Genomic DNA, 16613 nt, shown 5'->3' with positions numbered 1-16613 from the left:
CTAGTTTAATAGTCCTGTTCATAAAAAAAGAGAAGGGTTCCCCCTCCTCTTTTTCATCATGATTGTTCCTGGTTTCTCGCTTCAAATTCATCTAGCATTGCACGCACTTCATCTGTTGATGATGTGTTCATTAATTGGTTTCTTAGGAAGCTCGCTCCTCTGAATCCTTTTACATAAATCTTAAAGAAACGATGCAGTGCCTTGAATGGACGCAAACCTAGTGATGAATATTGATCATGAAGATCAAGATGTAATCTTAAAAGACCTAACAGTTCGTCACTCGTATGCTCTTTCGGCTCTTTTTCAAAAGCAAATGGGTTATGGAAAATCCCACGCCCAATCATCACACCGTCCACTCCATACTGTTCAGCAAGCTTTAAGCCAGTTTGACGGTCAGGAATATCACCATTGATTGTCAAAAGCGTATCAGGTGCTACTTCATCACGAAGTTTTTTAATTTCAGGAATGAGCTCCCAGTGCGCATCTACCTGGCTCATTTCCTTTCTAGTACGAAGATGAATCGATAAATTCACAATGTCTTGCTTCAAAATGTGTCTGAGCCAACCACGCCATTCATCGACCTCTGTAAACCCTAGTCTTGTTTTCACACTAACAGGTAATCCCCCTGCTTTTGCCGCTTGAATCAGCTCTGCCGCAACGTCTGGGCGAAGAATCAATCCACTACCCTTCCCGTTTTGCGTGACATTTGGGACAGGACAGCCCATATTAATATCGAGCCCCTGAAATCCTAACTCCGCCATTCCAATACTCATTTGTCTGAAGTTCTCAGGCTTATCTCCCCAAATATGAGCAACAATCGGCTGCTCATCCTCTGTAAACGTTAAACGGCCTTTCACACTTTGAATGCCATCAGGGTGGCAGTAGCTCTCACTGTTCGTAAACTCTGTAAAAAACACATCCGGTCTCGCCGCCTCACTCACAACATGACGAAACACAACATCTGTCACTTCTTCCATTGGTGCTAATATAAAAAATGGCCGTGGTAAATCACGCCAGAAATTTTTACTCATCTTTCATCCAATTCCTCTCACGACATAGCGCCTAAAGGGCTTGTCCTTCTGTAAATTCTTTCAGCAATTTTTATCATTATATACTTTAATATGAACCGGGCAAAATTGCAAAAAAGGAAATTATAAAGCGAAATGTGGGATGAAATTAATTTTTCAAACTCCGGTTACCGCTATTTAAAAAGTGCATTGAAAATAAAATATCCCTATCTCGATATTTTCTAAGAGATTAGGATATTAAATACATTTATTTATTGATCGAACACCAGACTTTCTACAGATTTAACATAAGTTAAATACTTTTCTTTGAAATTTTCAAAGGTGACTATAACGACTAAAAATATAGAAGCAGTATTAAAACAGCTTTTAATGATACTAATATAAAATGACTCTTCCTTTTCAACAAAAAATTATTTTTGTTTCCTGTTTTCTTAATCATATAATTTAAAACCAAAAAACCTTTTTGTGTTATCATTTGTTCGTTCTAATTTCGCAACAATATACCCGTTTTTTTCGAAGAAATCCAAATCCCCTTTTAGTAATTCATCTTTATTCAAAGTTACGAAGTACTGTCCCTTTTTTATCTCATTAATTTTTTTATTAATAAACTTCAAAATTCTTGCCTTTACAGAGGGATTTGGCTTTGAATATGAGCCATCATGAATTAAAAAGTTAATGTTGTGACCTCCAAAGTTTTCCAAAGAAGAAATAAACCATGTTAAATCAAACATATTTAATTTCATATAATTGATACCGTGTGAACAATCGTCAGGCAAACTGCATTCTATTTTTACTCTACCAGTTATAGATTTTTTTCTATCATTTACATTATTCTCAAATTGAACATCGAAAACTCCAGCAGTATCATAAGCTAGTTCAGACAACGTTTGAAATAATTTTTCCAAACTTTCGATATGTTTTTCATATGAATTAAATTCATCTGTCTTCTGTTGAGTTAATGTTAACCGATCGCTTTTTAAGACGTTTATATGATTTGTAATTGATTTTAATCTATCATGATTATCTAATTGAATGTTTATCTCAGCTATTTTAGTATTTAACTCTTCTCTATCTGCAATCATTGAGTTTATGTCTTCTAATAGACTACTATTCTTAAGTATCTTATAATCATTCTTCAAAGTTTTTTCTAATTTGTCTTTCACCTTAAATAGTTCGTTTATCTTCTCATCTATGTTTTTTATTTTACCTTCAAAATAACTCCCTCTATTTTCAACCATAAAATCATAAAAATTCTTCACTTTATCGTAATTATTCGAGATTTCATTAGGAAACCATCCCAATAGCTGTTTATAGAAAGGTTCAATGTCACTGAGTGCTTGGATTTCCTCAACTTTTTTCTTTAAATTTTCGATATTCTGTTTATATTGATTTTTAACATGCATTAGTTTAAAAAGTTCATTTTGAATATTATTTAATTCCGATTTATTTTTACTATAGTCTATGGCTTTTAAATTATATTGTTTGTTTATATCAATTGAATTTATATTTTTTTCAAGCTTTTGAATTTTGCTTCTATACTTAGATTTTTCAGATTTTAATTCAGAGATAGTTTTTCCGATTGTAGTAGAAAGTATTTTTTTCTTATCTTTTAAATCATTTATATTTTTAGTTATTTTTTTTATTTCTGTTTCTGAATTGTAAGGCAAATTACATAAGAAAGCTAGAATCTTATTTTCTGTAGTTGCATTTCTATCTGATATTCCCAATGAGTTTTTTATAAAACCGTTTTGTTCATCTCTTATAATATATTCCCTTATTGAAGCAAATGAAATATCGCTATTTTCATCGCCTAAAATCTCTTTTTGAATTTTCTTCTTGTAATCTTTCTCTTCATATATATCCCATTCATTTAGATCATAACAAATATTTTTATCCCATAATATATATCCCTTATCGGGTGTGTTAATGAACCTAGCTAAAAAGCTGTCAATTTCGTTAGAATTAACCTTCAGTGTAATTAGAATACCCTTATTTATTAACATTTTGTTAGTTTTATAATATGCGTTTATTTCTTCACCTAAAAGGAAGGAAAGACATTCTATCATAGTAGTCTTTCCAACCCCATTCGCTTCATCTTTTTCGTCTTTTTTTTCGCCTAAAATTATATTTACACCTTTTTCATTAAATTGATAAGTATTTAAAACTTTCTTCTCTTTATAGGAATATATTGATAATTCTTTTAAAATCATTTTTTTACCCTCTTTATCATATTGCTATCTGATGTTATTAATCCCATTGAATACAAAAATGCCAATGATAAGAATAAAACTCTTTCAATATTTATATTTAATTCAATACCTTGTTTTTGCGAAAACTCATTGAAAAGCTTATCTAAATGTTTAGATTTATTATCATCCAAAAGAAAATACAGCACCTTTGCATCGTATAATAAATTCTCTTCTAAACTTTGATATTTATGCATTGTAAAAAAATTCATAAAGACACCTTTTTCCGTTTATCCTCATTAAAAATGTCACATCCAATAATAGCCCATGACACTAAAATCTTGATGTAAAATCGCAACTTAGACTTATTATAAGAAAGTTCACTTGAGTATTCTTTATAAATTTCATCAACAGTAGCTTCAAAAATACTTTCACCAGTGTTAAAACAATTATGAACCCTATTATAGCTAGATCTCACAGTACTAGTAATAATAGTCTTTTTATCAAAATCAATATAACTTGGTGTCATCATAATTTCATCAATTGATGGAAAATAAGCGGAATAAGTTTCAATTTCTTTCCTAAAACTCTCGCTACAAACCATTTTTTCATACTTATTTTCTATTTCTTCTTCATTTAAATCTAGAATTTCCATTGCTTTTTTTTTACTTTTATTAAACTCTAAAAGAAAGCTTTTAAACTCATCTTCATCTATATCTTCATCTAAACCTTTTTCCTTTTTGGTAACTACAGTATTTTCTCTCTCTAACATATCACTCAGTTGTTCAAGAAAAGGAACAATCTGATCATGATCTTTTAATTGTATATTTTTAACGTTATATTTTGTGAAGTCCTCATTATTAACAGATAAAATAAAACTTCTTTCATGATATCCACTGTAAAGTTTATTAATATACTCAAATACGTTGCTTACATAAGGATCTGATAAACTAAATCCAATAAAAAGAATTGTCTTACTAGCAATCATATTTTTCATTTGAGCAAGAGTAGCATTATCTTGGTCATATAACTTCTCATAGTCCTCTCTTAATAAGACACAATCACCAGCAGACTCATGATCACCATGGATTTTTAGAATAAATTCGTTAAGATTATGAATTTGTCCCATTAAATGTTCGTTCGTGTATATTATCTTTTCTATTTGTTCTTTTGCAGCTTTCTCCAATAATTGATCATAATTAGTAGTAATTATTTTTTTGGAGATTCTAAATAACTTTCTGTGTTTTTCCAATAATTTTTCTTTTCTACTATCATACTTAAATCTCTTATATATAGTATCTCTTATAATTCTTTTTTCACTTTTTATATATTCTAAGATATCTAATACTCCCATGGTTTTGTTCTCAAGGAGCTCTATAAATGGTTTGTATTCTGAGTTCTCTTCAATAATCTTTTCTAACATTAATTTCACTAACCCATTCCAATCTGGGAAGCCGAAATCTCTCGAAAATCCAGCACCGATAAAGAATACAAGATTATTATTTTTTGCATTTTCAATTAATGAGTTAGGTATTAAGAATTCGTTTTCCACTTTAATCACCTTTTTTATATTCTTATTCATAGATTACCATAAAAATTAAAATTTTGGTAATTTTTTGGTTTATTTATAGATTTTCAATTCAAAAAATCCATGTTACGTTTAGATTTAAGAGAAATTTTTATTAAGTAAGCACATATAGGAGAGAAGAGGAGAGTTAGATACAGAAGAATTAAAAAAGAAGATGGCATTAATCCACACAATAAGTAAAATTGCTGCCATCTTTGAACGACTTTAAAATTTTTACATTTAAATAGATATACTGAGCTTTTTTATTTAAAATTTAAATAACTGAAAAAACGGTACTAAGATTCACTAAAACTTTGTACTGTTGAGGGACTATAATCACCATCAATCATTTTTAAAAACTAACTGTGCCACACACTCCACATGACTCGTATGCGGAAACATATCCACCGGCTGCACTTCCTCCGTCACATACCCACCATCTTCAAGAATACGCAAATCACGAGCTAGCGTCCCAGGATTACAGGACACATACACAACACGGTTTGGTTTCATCTTTAAAATCGTATCAAGCAGTGCTTCATCACAGCCTTTTCTTGGTGGATCGACCACTAGCGTATCTGCTTTGATACCTTCTTTGTACCAGTTTGGGATAACAGTTTCTGCTTCACCGACTGCGAATTCAACGTTGTTAATCCCGTTTAAGGCAGCATTGCGTTTTGCATCTTCAATCGCTTCTGGCACAATTTCTACGCCATATACTCTGCCTGCTTTTTGTGCGAGAAATAAGGAAATTGTACCGATTCCGCAATACGCATCGATCACGGTTTCTTCTCCTTGCAGCTCGGCATATTCCAGCGCTTTGTCATAAAGCACCTTTGTTTGAGCTGGGTTTACTTGATAAAACGAGCGGGCTGAAATAGCAAATTTGATGTCGCCAATCTCGTCATAAATGTATTCTTCTCCCCATAAAACGGTCGTTTCGTCTCCGAAAATGACATTTGTCTTCTTTGAATTCACGTTTTGCACAATTGACCGAACGTGTGGGAAGCGTGCTATAATCTGCTCAATCACTTGTTGCTTTTGCGGAAAATCAGCCGTTCTTGTGACAAACACAACCATCATTTCACCTGTTGCCATGCCGTAGCGAACCATGACATGACGCAGCCAGCCTTTATGCCGCTCTTCGTTATATGCTTTGATGCCAAACGCATTGCAGATGTCTTTTACTGCCTGTACCACTTCGTCATTTTCTGATTGCTGGATCAAACATTTTTCCATATCAATGATTTCATGGGTACGCTGCTGATAAAATCCAGCAACAAGTCCGCCTTCCCGTTCACCAACTGGTACTTGTGCTTTGTTTCTGTAATTCCAAGGGTCTTCCATGCCGAGTACAGGATGAACTTTTACACGGCTCATATCAAGCTTGCCGATCCGCTCAAATACGTCCTTTACTTGTTTCTGTTTAAAAAGCAGCTGGCCTTCATAGCTCATGTGCTGAATTTGACAGCCTCCGCACTGCTTATAGATAGGACATGGCGCATCTTGCCTGTGCTGACTTTCCTTTGTCAGCTCCATGAGTCGTCCAAAAGCAAATCCTTTTTTGACACGTGTGACTTTGATTTTCCCTTGTTCGTCAGGAAGGGCATTCGGTACAAACACAGGGAAACCCTCAATTTTCGCTACACCTGCACCTTCGTGCGTTAAATCTTCGAAGGTTACATTGTAGTATTCATTCTTTTCAACAGGCGGTTTCATTTTCACCAATTTTATCACCTCATTTGCAAAGAAAAACTTGGTCGCCATAAGGAACCAAGTTCAGTCTTCACCCTATTTTTTCAGCTGTTGCTTTTGGCACAATAAATTCAATATGGCGATACAAGTTTTCAAATTCACCTGGCAGCATGCCGCCGTATTCACCATCTAAATTCAATTGCATTTTATCTTTTACATCTACCTTCACGCGATTCGCTTTTGCGTAGATGACATTGTTATCATGAATATGCTCGCCTCTGAGTGCAAGGCTGACCACTCGAATGGCTTCTGCTAGATTGACCTTCTTTAGAATGATCAGGTCAAACATCCCATCATCTAGAATGGAATCTGGTGCGAGCTTTTCAAAGCCGCCTACTGAGTTTGTTAGTGAAACAAGAAACAGCATGATTTCTCCATGAAACAATTTGCCGTCATATTCAATTTCGACTTCTGTCGGGCGAATGGAAGGAAGCATCTCCATGCCTTTCAAATAATACGCAAGTTGTCCTAGCATGGTTTTCAGCTTACTAGGCACTTCATAGGTCAGCTCTGTTAATCGGCCGCCTCCCGCAATATTAATGAAATACTGTCCATTCACTTTACCAATATCAAGCGGCTTTGCTACACCATCAATGATGGCATCTGTCGCTTTTAAAATATCTTCTCTTGGAATGCCAAGTGCTCTTGCGAAGTCATTGGTCGTTCCAACTGGAATGATTCCTAATTTTGGTCTTTTTTCAAGCGGTGCTAATCCATTGACGACTTCATTAATCGTGCCGTCTCCACCAGCTGCTACAATTAAATCAAAATCTCTCTGTGCGGCTTTTTCGGCTGCTTGTGTTGCATCTCCTGCACATGTCGTCGCATGACAAGATGTTTCATAGCCAGCCTGTTCAAATTTTTGCAAAACCTGCGGTAAATTCTTCTTAAAGAGTTCACGTCCAGATGTCGGATTGTATATAATTCGAGCACGTTTCATTCATCATCATCCTATTATCATTATGCAATCTATTTTCACCACTAACAACCTTTAATTATACTATGAGATTTGAAAATGGCAACAGAACAACCCCCTAATATTTGAAATCTCACGGTACGTTTCCCTCAGCAGATCAGCATTCTGATAAGATAAAAGAAAACGATGAAAAGGATGGTATGCCATGAAAAAGCCTGTCTATTTCAATCATGACGGCGGTGTTGATGATCTCGTGTCCTTATTTCTACTTCTTCAAATGGAACACCTGAAAGTGATCGGGATGTCTGTGATTCCTGCTGATTGTTATTTAGAGCCTGCGCTGAGCGCTTCTCAGAAAATTATTGATCGTTTTAGCCCATATGAGATTGAAGTCGCCGCTTCCAATTCTAGAGGTGTGAATCCATTTCCAAAGGAATGGCGCATGCATGCTTTTTATGTAGATGCCCTGCCGATTTTAAATGAAAAAGGCGCTATTGATACAAAAGTATCTAAGCTTCCTGCACATCTTCACCTGATTGAAACGGTGAAAAAGTCAACCGAACCTGTTACGCTGCTCTTTACAGGACCGCTTACAGACCTTGCACGCGCGTTAGAAGAAGATCCTTCCATCTCAAATAAAATTGAGAAACTGGTGTGGATGGGTGGCACATTCCTTGAAAAAGGCAATGTCGAAGAACCCGAGCATGATGGAACAGCAGAATGGAATGCTTTTTGGGACCCTTATGCAGTGAGCACCGTATTTCAAGAGCGTTTTCCAATTGAAATGGTCGCACTGGAAAGCACGAATCAAGTCCCGCTCACACTCGATGTCCGTCAACGATGGGCTTCCCTTCGCTCTCACATCGGGATTGACTTTATTGGACAATGTTATGCCTTTTGTCCGCCTCTCATTCATCACGAAACGAACTCGACTTACTACTTATGGGATGTGCTGACCACGATCACTCTTGCATCCACCTCATTTACCCGTTCAAAAGAAATGAATGCAATTGTTTATACCGAATCGCCAAGACAAGGACGTACTGAAGAACATCCAGATGGAAAATCGATTCAAGTCATTGACCACGTTGATCGAGATGCCTTTTTCCAAGCCTTTGAAGAGCTTATGAGAAAAGCGGTTTGTCAGATTTCATCATAAAAAAGCCCCGCTTATTAGCGGGGCTCAAATTGTTGACACAGGGCTAAAATGAACTTGATTTTAGCCCTTTGTCTTCTTTTCAGCGTGATAGAAAACCTTTGCAGTCTAGGAAGGACGAGTACCGGCGCGGAGCGAATTTGACATTCGTGAGCACCGGCACGCAGGACTGACAAAGAATGCGAGGGTTTGTCTACACGCTGAAGCCCCGCTCATGAGCGGGGCTTCCTCTTACTCTTCTTCAGCGTACTTTTTCTTACGTCTAAACTTGCTTAAGATTTCATACACGATTGGCACGATGACCAATGTGAGAAGTGTAGAACTTGTTAAACCGCCAATAACGGTGACGCCAAGCCCTTTTGATACGATCTGACTTCCGCCTTCAAAACCTAATGCGAGTGGCAGCAATGCACCAATTGTCGCAAGTGCCGTCATTAAGATTGGGCGTAATCTTGTTGTACCTGCTTCAAGTAAGGCTTCTCTTGTTGAAAGTCCTTCTTTTTCTTTATGAATCACTCGGTCAATCAAGACAATGGCATTTGTTACAACGATTCCGATCAGCATCAGCAATCCAATCATGGCATTTAAACTGATGGTTTCTTTCGCTACAAACAATCCAACGAGTGCACCAATAATCGTAAATGGAAGTGAGAACAGAATCGCAAATGGTGCAAGACCTCCGCCAAATGTAATGACGAGAACGAGGTATACAATAGCAATCGCTGCAAGCATTGCGAGTCCTAGCTGTGTAAAGGATTCCTCAATATCCGCACTTACACCGCCTGTATCAATCGTAACGCCAGATTTTAAATCAAGCTTGTCAACTTTCTTCTGGACATCTTGTGTCACACTTGATACGTCGTCTGTTGTCATGTCACCAGATACTTCAGCGTAAATCTTCCCATCACGCTTTGTCACAGTGTTTGCTGTTGTGCCATCTTTCACTTTCACCACATCGCCAATTCGGACTTGTTGTCCTGTTGGTGTTGTGATCTTTTTATTCTCTAGATCTTTTTTACTCTTGTATTCATCTTTTTCCGTTTGAAGCTTCACATCTAGTTCTTTGCCGTCCTCTGTTACTTTCGTCAACGTTGTTTCATTACTTTGAGGAGCGATCGCCTGTGCGATTTGTGAAGCGGTCAAGCCTAGTTTCGCCAGTTTTTCTTGATCTGCATTAAACGTATATTCGTCATATTTCTCAGATAAGCTTGTGCTGACGTTTTTCAAGTTCTTCTCATCTTTTAAAATGTTCTCGACATCTTTGACTGTGCCTTCAATATCACTTGCTTTGTCACCGTACACATAGTACGTCACTGTATTGCTTGCGCCAGCAGATGAGAAGTCTTGTGATTTCCACTCCCCTTTAGACGTTTTGTCCTGCAGGGCTTTAACCACACGATCTTTTTCTTTATCAAAGTTCGGTGTGTCCTCGTCGTATTGTACGAAGAATAATGCACCGTTAGAGTTTCCACCAACACTTGCTGTCAGCGCATTTGAAGAGCCTAATGAATATTGAACCGTATTGACATGATCACGTTTCATTAAGTAATCTTCTGCCTTTTTCGTTTCAGCAATGGCTTGTTCTCTTGTTTGTCCAGGCTCTGGCGTGTATGTCACCATTGCCGTTTTTTCTGCTTCCTGTGGTAAGAAGCTGACACCGACAAGTGGTGCGAGGAATAAGCTTCCGATCAGCATCAGAATCGCAATTCCTGACGTGATCCATTTATGGTTCAATGTCCAATTGAGTACACGTCTATAACCACCAGCAAGTTTGCTTGGTTTGTGTTCTTTTACCTTTTTCGCTTTGCCGTACAGGTTCTTTTTAAATAGGCTGTGAGCCATCATTGGAACGATTGTAATGGCGACAAGTAGTGAAGCCATTAGAGCAAACACAATGGTTAATGCAAATGGGATGAATAGTTCACCAATCATTCCACCCACTAGCGCTAATGGCAAGAATACCGCAATTGTGACAATCGTCGAAGACATAATCGGAATAAACATTTCTTTTGTGGCTTCTCTAACGAGTGCTTTGCCTTTTAACGGTTCATCTTTTAACGCCATTCGTCGATAGATGTTTTCTATGACGACAATCGAGTCATCGACAACACGTCCAATGGCGACTGTCATGGCACCAAGTGTCATGATATTTAATGTGATATCTAGCTGATTTAATAATAAAACAGCAATCAACAGGGATAACGGAATAGAGATGACCGAAATTAATGTTGATTTGATATCTCGAAGGAACAACATGATGATAATGATCGCAAAGATTGCTCCGATGATCGCCTTGTTCAGCATTGTGCTGACGGATTCTTTAATCGGCTCTGCTTGATCATATGTCGTGCTGACTTTGATTCCTTTATTGTCTTTTTTGAATGTTTCAAGTTCTTTTGTGACTGCTTCTGCTACACTCACTGTGTTGGCATCAGAGCCTTTGACAATTTGCAGACCGATACTGTCTTTTCCGTTCGTTCTAGAAATCGATTCTGCATCTTTCACGACTTTAATATCTGCAATCTCAGAAAGTTTGATCGTCGGCAGCTCTACCGATTGACCGCTTGCTGCACCTGCACCAGTTTGCTGCTGAGCTGCTGCCTGCTGCTGACTTGCACTTCCAGCCTGTTGATCAGCACCTTGAGCTCCTGCATTTCCTGAGCCGCTAGAAGGCGCTCCAGCTCCTGCGCTTCCCGCACCGCCGCTTGCACTTGGTGTAACAGGAATTCGCATGTTTTTCAAATCTTTAACACTTAAAATATTGCCATCCACTACGACTGATTTTTGCTTGTTGCCAAATGTGTATAACCCTAAAGGTACATTGACATCAGAGCCTTTGATCATGTTTTGGACAGTTTCTTCATCTAAACCATATTCCTTTAATTTCTTTTGTTTAAAAGAAAATTCTACTTCTTTGATTTGTTGTCCAGAAGCTTCGACAGAAGAGACACCATCTAAGCCTTGAAGAGAAGGAATAAGATCATTTTCCACTTTTTGTGTCAGGTCTTGTAAAGATTCTTTGTCACCAGAAACACTAAGAGCTAAGATTGGAATCGCGTTGATGCTAAAGCGTGCGATTTTTGGTTTTTCTGCATTTTCTGGGAAATTGATATTGCTAATGGCATCTTCAATTTCCTTCTTTGCTTCATCCATATCTTTATTGTAATCGTACTCGATTTGAATCGATGAGGCATTTTCAAAAGAATTAGAAGTGACCACATTCACCCCATTGAGATTTTGTATCGACTTCTCAATTGGATCTGTCACCTTATCTGATACTTCGTCCGGCGTTGCGCCAGGATACGTTGTAGAAACCGTAATGACTGGAGTGTTGATATTCGGGATTGATTCTTGTTTCATATTCAATCCGGCATATAGACCAGCAACTGTTACGATAATCGTCATGAGCCATACAGCGAACTTGTTCTTTAATACAAAATTGATGATCGAATTCATTATGTCCTCCATTTTCCTTTATGTATTGACTGACTGGTCATTCTATATCATAATAAACGGTGATATACAATGCCGTCAACCATTTCACTTGCGTTTGACGTAACATTCTAAAGCTGAAGGGGCCTTATTTCATGAACGAAAAAAAAGAAAAAATCATTAAAGCAAGCATTCAGTTGTTTGCGAAAAAAGGTTTTTCTTCTACGACCATTCAGGAAATTGCAGATGAATGCGGAATTTCTAAAGGTGCATTTTATTTGCATTTCAAATCAAAAGAACAGCTTTTCAACAGAGCGTTTGAATATTATATCGACACGTCTATGCAAAGTATTGAAAAGATTCGAAAAGAAAATCAACATCTTGCGCCTAGAGATATCTTTCAGAAACAAATCGCTGAACAGTTCCAGCACTTTGCTGAGAACAAGGATTTTATCATTTTGATCCTCAGCGAGAACATTATTCCGGAAAACCAGCAAATTAAAAAGTATTCCAAAACGGTTAAAAAGCAGATGAATGATGAAATCCAAATTTCTATTTTGACCACATATGGACAGGAGATCGAACCATATATAACTGACCTGTCAGTCATGATTCAAGGAATCATCCAATCTTATGTGCAAGTACTGCTTTTGCAAGATCAGATGCAATTATCATGTGATGAGCTCTCATCCTTTATTCTTGACCGATTTGATGATTTGGTTCATGGGCTTCTTCGTTCTCATGCGAAGCCGATTCTGAAGCAAAACATTTGGGATGATGAAGCGCCAAATGCCGCTACTCTTCAAGAAGAGCTTCGATTGTTAAAATCTGAGCATCTGCTTTCGGATGATACCCTTGTATCCATTGAAGTTATTGAAGAAGAATTGGCCAAAGCTGAGCCTCGCAAGCCGGTCATTCAAGGGATGCTGACAAATTTAGAAACGTGTGAGGACTCCGCTGTCCAAAGAGCTGTGGAACAATTGAAGCTATTCCTCCAATGACAATACGTGGCGATGTTCACTTTAGTTCACCTTTATCCCCTTCGAATATGTGCTAAAGCTTATGCTTCATTATAAAAAAAGAACCAATGAATTGATATACGGCGGTGGTCTGAATCTGTGATAAGACCCTGTCATATCCATCAACAAAAAAACCGCCTCTTCCATGAGGCGGTTTTTGCAATTTATCGTTTTTTGATTTCTTCGAGAAGAATCTTGTTGACCATCGGCGGGTTTGCTTGGCCCTTCGATGCTTTCATGATTTGTCCGACTAAGAAACCAATTGCGCGGTCTTTTCCATTTTTGAAGTCTTCAATGGATTGCGGGTTGTTATCAAGTGCTTCTGTGACAAGTTTGAGCAGTGCACCTTCGTCAGAAATTTGGACAAGTCCTTTTTCTTTGACGATTGTTTCTGCGTCGCCCCCATTTTCGATAAGTTCTTTGAATACCTTTTTGGCAATCTTAGAAGAAATCGTTCCTTTTTCGATAAGCTTGATCATACCAGCCAGTCCTTGCGGCGTTAGCTTCGTATCTTCCAGCTCTTTTTGAGCCGAGTTCAAGTAGGCAGATACTTCACCCATGAGCCAGTTTGATGCTTGCTTCGCTTCAGCACCCTCTGAAATGGTCGCTTCAAAGAAATCAGACATTTCTTTTGTCAGCGTCAGTACCATTGCATCATATGCAGGAAGTCCAAGTTCATCAATGTAGCGTTTGCGGCGCTCGTCTGGAAGCTCTGGAATGGATGCTCTTACGCGTTCTTTCCACTCGTCATCAATATACAGCTCCACCAAATCTGGTTCCGGGAAGTAGCGGTAATCATCAGAACCTTCTTTGACACGCATGAGGATCGTCTTTTTAGACGCTTCGTCATAGCGGCGAGTTTCTTGTTCGATCAATCCGCCAGAAAGCAATACTTGCTCTTGGCGTTTTTCTTCGAACTCAAGACCTTTTTGGACGAATGCGAATGAGTTCAAGTTCTTGAGCTCTGTTTTCGTTCCAAATTCTTCACGGCCGATTGGACGAAGAGAAATGTTGGCATCACAGCGCAGTGAGCCTTCTTCCATCTTACAGTCAGAGACGCCTGTATATTGAATAATAGATTTTAATTTTTCTAAGTAAGCATACGCTTCTTCTGGCGTACGAATGTCAGGCTCAGATACGATTTCAACAAGTGGTGTACCTTGACGGTTGAAATCGACGAGTGAATAACCGTCGCCTGTGTGCGTCAGTTTTCCTGCATCCTCTTCCAAATGAAGACGTGTAATACCAATTCGTTTTGTTTTGCCGTCTACTTCAATTTCAATCCAGCCGTTTTCACCGATCGGTTTATCAAATTGAGAAATTTGATACGCCTTTGGGTTATCAGGATAGAAATAGTTTTTACGATCAAATTTTGTATCAGTTGCAATCTCACAGTTCAGTGCCATTGCTGCTTTCATCGCAAAGTTCACCGCTTCTTTGTTCAGTACAGGCAGTACGCCAGGATAACCAAGATCGATGACACTTGTTTGTGTATTGGCAGCCGCACCAAAAGGCGTCGGTGAGCTTGAGAAAATTTTTGATTGTGTTTTGAGCTCTACGTGGACTTCAAGTCCAATTACCGTTTCAAAGTTCATTCTGATTCACCCCTTACAGTTCAGGTTTTGCTTTATGATGATCTGTTGCTTGTTCGAAAGCGTGAGCCACGCGGTAAACGGTTCCTTCATCAAAGTGTTTACCGATGATTTGCAGTCCTAACGGAAGACCATTTGCAAATCCACAAGGCACACTGATTCCTGGAACGCCTGCAAGGTTAACAGGGATCGTTAAAATGTCGTTTGCATACATCGTGAGTGGATCGCTTGTCTTTTCACCAATGTTAAATGCCGGAGTTGGTGTTGTTGGTCCTACAATGACATCATACTTTTCAAAAACATCTTCAAAGTCTTTTTTGATCAGCGTACGGACTTTTTGCGCCTTTTTATAGTATGCATCGTAATATCCTGAGCTTAGAGCGAATGTGCCAAGCATGATGCGGCGTTTGACTTCGTCTCCAAAGCCTTCAGAACGGGTATTTTTATATAAATCAATCAGGTTGTCTGCATTGTCTGTACGGTAGCCATAGCGAATACCGTCAAAACGCGCAAGGTTTGCAGATGCTTCTGAAGATGAAAGCAAGTAGTAAGTCGCAAGCGCATATTTAGAATGCGGAAGAGACACTTCTTCCCATGTTGCACCAAGCCCTTCTAATACTTTCAACGCTTGAAGAACAGACTCTTTTGCTTCCTCGCCAACACCTTCGCCAAGATATTCTTTTGGCACAGCGATTTTCAAGCCTTTGATGTCGCCAGTTAATGAAGAAAGAAAATCTGGGACATCGACATTTGCACTCGTTGCGTCCATTTGATCAACACCAGAAATCGCTTGAAGAACATATGCATTGTCCTCAACATTACGCGTAATCGGCCCAATTTGATCTAATGATGAAGCAAATGCGATTAAACCGTATCTAGATACACGGCCATACGTTGGTTTAAGACCCACAACACCACAGAATGATGCCGGCTGGCGAATGGAGCCGCCTGTATCTGATCCAAGAGAGAATGGTACTTCTCCAGCTGCAACAGATGCTGCTGAGCCACCACTTGACCCACCTGGAACTGTATTTAAATTCCACGGGTTCTTCGTTGCTTTGAAGCCTGAGTTCTCCGTAGAAGATCCCATCGCAAATTCGTCCATGTTTAATTTACCGATTGTGACAGCTTCCGCTTCTCTTAAGCGGTTCACAACGGTTGCATCGTAAATAGGATCGAAGTTTTGCAAGATTTTACTTGATGCCGTTGTACGTAAATCTTTCGTCACGATGTTATCTTTGACACCGATCGGCATACCGAACAATAGACCAAGCTCGTCCTTTTCACCAACGGCCTCGTCCAATTCCTTTGCGTACGCACGTGCTTTCTCTTCGTCCTGCGCTAGGAATGCTTGTACTTTCCCGTCTACTTCATGGATTCGTTTATAAGACTCGTCCACTAAATCAGAAACAGACAGTTCCTTTTTATGTAAAAGCTCTTTTAATTCAGAAATTTTGTGGTCAAACAGTGACATGCCTCAGGCCTCCTTTAGTCCAAAATTGATGGCACACGAATATAGCCGTCTTTATGATCAGGCGCGTTTTTGATGACTGCCTCAATGGAAAGACCTTTATTCGGAACATCTTCTCTCATGACGTTTTTCATTTTTAATACGTGTGTTGTTGGTTCAACGTTTTCCGTATCTACCTCGTTTAACTGCTCTGCAAATGAAATGATGCTATCAAGCTGTTCTGTAAACATCTCAGCTTCTTCTTCTGTAATCGCAAGCCGTGCCAAATGCGCAACATGCTTTACTTCTTCTATTGAAATTCTTGACATGCAGGTTCACCTCCAAAAATGATACGTGTTCGTGGTCATGATCATAAGTCATATACACTTTATCATATCAAATTTTACTGTTCTAAAGCAACTTTACGAGGTCGCCCAGAAAGGCTTTGTCCACTAATATGTCATTGTGGTGCAGCCATTGTCTAAAATATTCATCAAGGTGACTTTTTATTT

General features: G+C 38.4%; 12 protein-coding genes. 2 read left to right on the top strand and 10 right to left on the bottom strand.

Annotated elements, in window-relative coordinates; all coding sequences use genetic code 11:
• Positions 1-56 precede the first annotated feature (56 nt).
• The 6 genes from AC0VYC_RS03455 to AC0VYC_RS03430 all read right to left on the bottom strand — a co-directional run bounded on the left by AC0VYC_RS03455 (position 57) and on the right by AC0VYC_RS03430 (position 7476).
• Positions 57-1031, bottom strand: a complete 975-nt coding sequence (locus AC0VYC_RS03455; protein ID WP_427244032.1) for a tRNA dihydrouridine synthase — start codon at positions 1029-1031, stop codon at positions 57-59.
• 428 nt (positions 1032-1459) lie between these two features.
• Positions 1460-3238 carry a DUF2326 domain-containing protein gene (locus tag AC0VYC_RS03450; RefSeq protein WP_475389442.1) on the bottom strand — a complete coding sequence of 593 codons (1779 nt, stop codon included), beginning with the start codon at positions 3236-3238 and terminating at the stop codon, positions 1460-1462.
• On the bottom strand, positions 3235-3486 hold the full coding sequence (locus AC0VYC_RS03445; RefSeq protein WP_119124530.1) for an ABC-three component system middle component 6: 252 nt from the start codon (positions 3484-3486) through the stop codon (positions 3235-3237). The genes AC0VYC_RS03450 and AC0VYC_RS03445 overlap by 4 nt, the downstream gene beginning before the upstream one ends.
• A complete protein-coding gene (locus AC0VYC_RS03440; protein WP_268507745.1) occupies positions 3483-4766 on the bottom strand; it encodes an SIR2 family protein in 1284 nt (427 codons plus the stop codon). The genes AC0VYC_RS03445 and AC0VYC_RS03440 overlap by 4 nt, the downstream gene beginning before the upstream one ends.
• 357 nt (positions 4767-5123) lie before the next feature.
• Entirely contained in the window at positions 5124-6506 is a 1383-nt protein-coding gene (gene rlmD / locus AC0VYC_RS03435) for a 23S rRNA (uracil(1939)-C(5))-methyltransferase RlmD (RefSeq protein ID WP_475389439.1), read from the bottom strand.
• A gap of 61 nt (positions 6507-6567) precedes the next feature.
• A complete protein-coding gene (locus AC0VYC_RS03430) occupies positions 6568-7476 on the bottom strand; it encodes a diacylglycerol kinase (protein ID WP_007496845.1) in 909 nt (302 codons plus the stop codon).
• Positions 7477-7657: 181 nt separating this feature from the next.
• On the opposite strand from AC0VYC_RS03430, the gene AC0VYC_RS03425 reads away from it, so the two are divergent.
• The gene (locus AC0VYC_RS03425) at positions 7658-8611 is read left to right on the top strand and encodes a nucleoside hydrolase (protein WP_144667874.1); all 954 of its coding nucleotides are present in this window, start codon (positions 7658-7660) and stop codon (positions 8609-8611) included.
• A gap of 228 nt (positions 8612-8839) precedes the next feature.
• On the opposite strand, the gene AC0VYC_RS03420 is transcribed toward AC0VYC_RS03425, so the two are convergent.
• Positions 8840-12064 carry an efflux RND transporter permease subunit gene (locus AC0VYC_RS03420; protein ID WP_047946801.1) on the bottom strand — a complete coding sequence of 1075 codons (3225 nt, stop codon included), beginning with the start codon at positions 12062-12064 and terminating at the stop codon, positions 8840-8842.
• A 131-nt stretch (positions 12065-12195) separates the two neighbouring features.
• Between AC0VYC_RS03420 and AC0VYC_RS03415 the strand changes: the two genes are divergently transcribed.
• A complete protein-coding gene (locus tag AC0VYC_RS03415) occupies positions 12196-13041 on the top strand; it encodes a TetR/AcrR family transcriptional regulator (protein WP_039168537.1) in 846 nt (281 codons plus the stop codon).
• Between the two features lie 182 nt (positions 13042-13223).
• Here AC0VYC_RS03415 and gatB read toward each other — a convergent pair whose 3' ends face one another.
• Genes gatB through gatC form a run of 3 tightly spaced genes read right to left on the bottom strand, consistent with a single transcriptional unit; the run spans position 13224 to position 16430 of the window.
• Positions 13224-14654: an Asp-tRNA(Asn)/Glu-tRNA(Gln) amidotransferase subunit GatB gene (gene gatB / locus AC0VYC_RS03410; protein WP_007496855.1), complete on the bottom strand. Its 1431-nt coding sequence runs from the start codon at positions 14652-14654 to the stop codon at positions 13224-13226.
• A 13-nt stretch (positions 14655-14667) separates the two neighbouring features.
• A complete protein-coding gene (gene gatA / locus AC0VYC_RS03405; protein ID WP_475389435.1) occupies positions 14668-16125 on the bottom strand; it encodes an Asp-tRNA(Asn)/Glu-tRNA(Gln) amidotransferase subunit GatA in 1458 nt (485 codons plus the stop codon).
• Between the two features lie 14 nt (positions 16126-16139).
• Entirely contained in the window at positions 16140-16430 is a 291-nt protein-coding gene (gene gatC, locus AC0VYC_RS03400) for an Asp-tRNA(Asn)/Glu-tRNA(Gln) amidotransferase subunit GatC (RefSeq protein ID WP_003213898.1), read from the bottom strand.
• Positions 16431-16613 lie beyond the last annotated feature (183 nt).

This window comes from Bacillus sp. iso_77 (genome assembly GCF_056173625.1).
Note: the sequence above shows the minus strand (reverse complement) of the source record. Positions and strands in the feature narration are given on the sequence as shown.

What these genes read in the sequence shown, in the direction of transcription:
- AC0VYC_RS03430 (WP_007496845.1), bottom strand. Translation starts at nt 7,476, where the DNA reads ATGAAACGTGCTCGAATTATATACAATCCGACATCTGGACGTGAACTC.
- AC0VYC_RS03455 (WP_427244032.1), bottom strand. Translation starts at nt 1,031, where the DNA reads ATGAGTAAAAATTTCTGGCGTGATTTACCACGGCCATTTTTTATATTA.
- AC0VYC_RS03415 (WP_039168537.1), top strand. Translation starts at nt 12,196, where the DNA reads ATGAACGAAAAAAAAGAAAAAATCATTAAAGCAAGCATTCAGTTGTTT.
- AC0VYC_RS03425 (WP_144667874.1), top strand. Translation starts at nt 7,658, where the DNA reads ATGAAAAAGCCTGTCTATTTCAATCATGACGGCGGTGTTGATGATCTC.
- gatC (WP_003213898.1), bottom strand. Translation starts at nt 16,430, where the DNA reads ATGTCAAGAATTTCAATAGAAGAAGTAAAGCATGTTGCGCATTTGGCA.
- AC0VYC_RS03445 (WP_119124530.1), bottom strand. Translation starts at nt 3,486, where the DNA reads ATGAATTTTTTTACAATGCATAAATATCAAAGTTTAGAAGAGAATTTA.
- gatB (WP_007496855.1), bottom strand. Translation starts at nt 14,654, where the DNA reads ATGAACTTTGAAACGGTAATTGGACTTGAAGTCCACGTAGAGCTCAAA.
- gatA (WP_475389435.1), bottom strand. Translation starts at nt 16,125, where the DNA reads ATGTCACTGTTTGACCACAAAATTTCTGAATTAAAAGAGCTTTTACAT.
- AC0VYC_RS03450 (WP_475389442.1), bottom strand. Translation starts at nt 3,238, where the DNA reads ATGATTTTAAAAGAATTATCAATATATTCCTATAAAGAGAAGAAAGTT.
- AC0VYC_RS03420 (WP_047946801.1), bottom strand. Translation starts at nt 12,064, where the DNA reads ATGAATTCGATCATCAATTTTGTATTAAAGAACAAGTTCGCTGTATGG.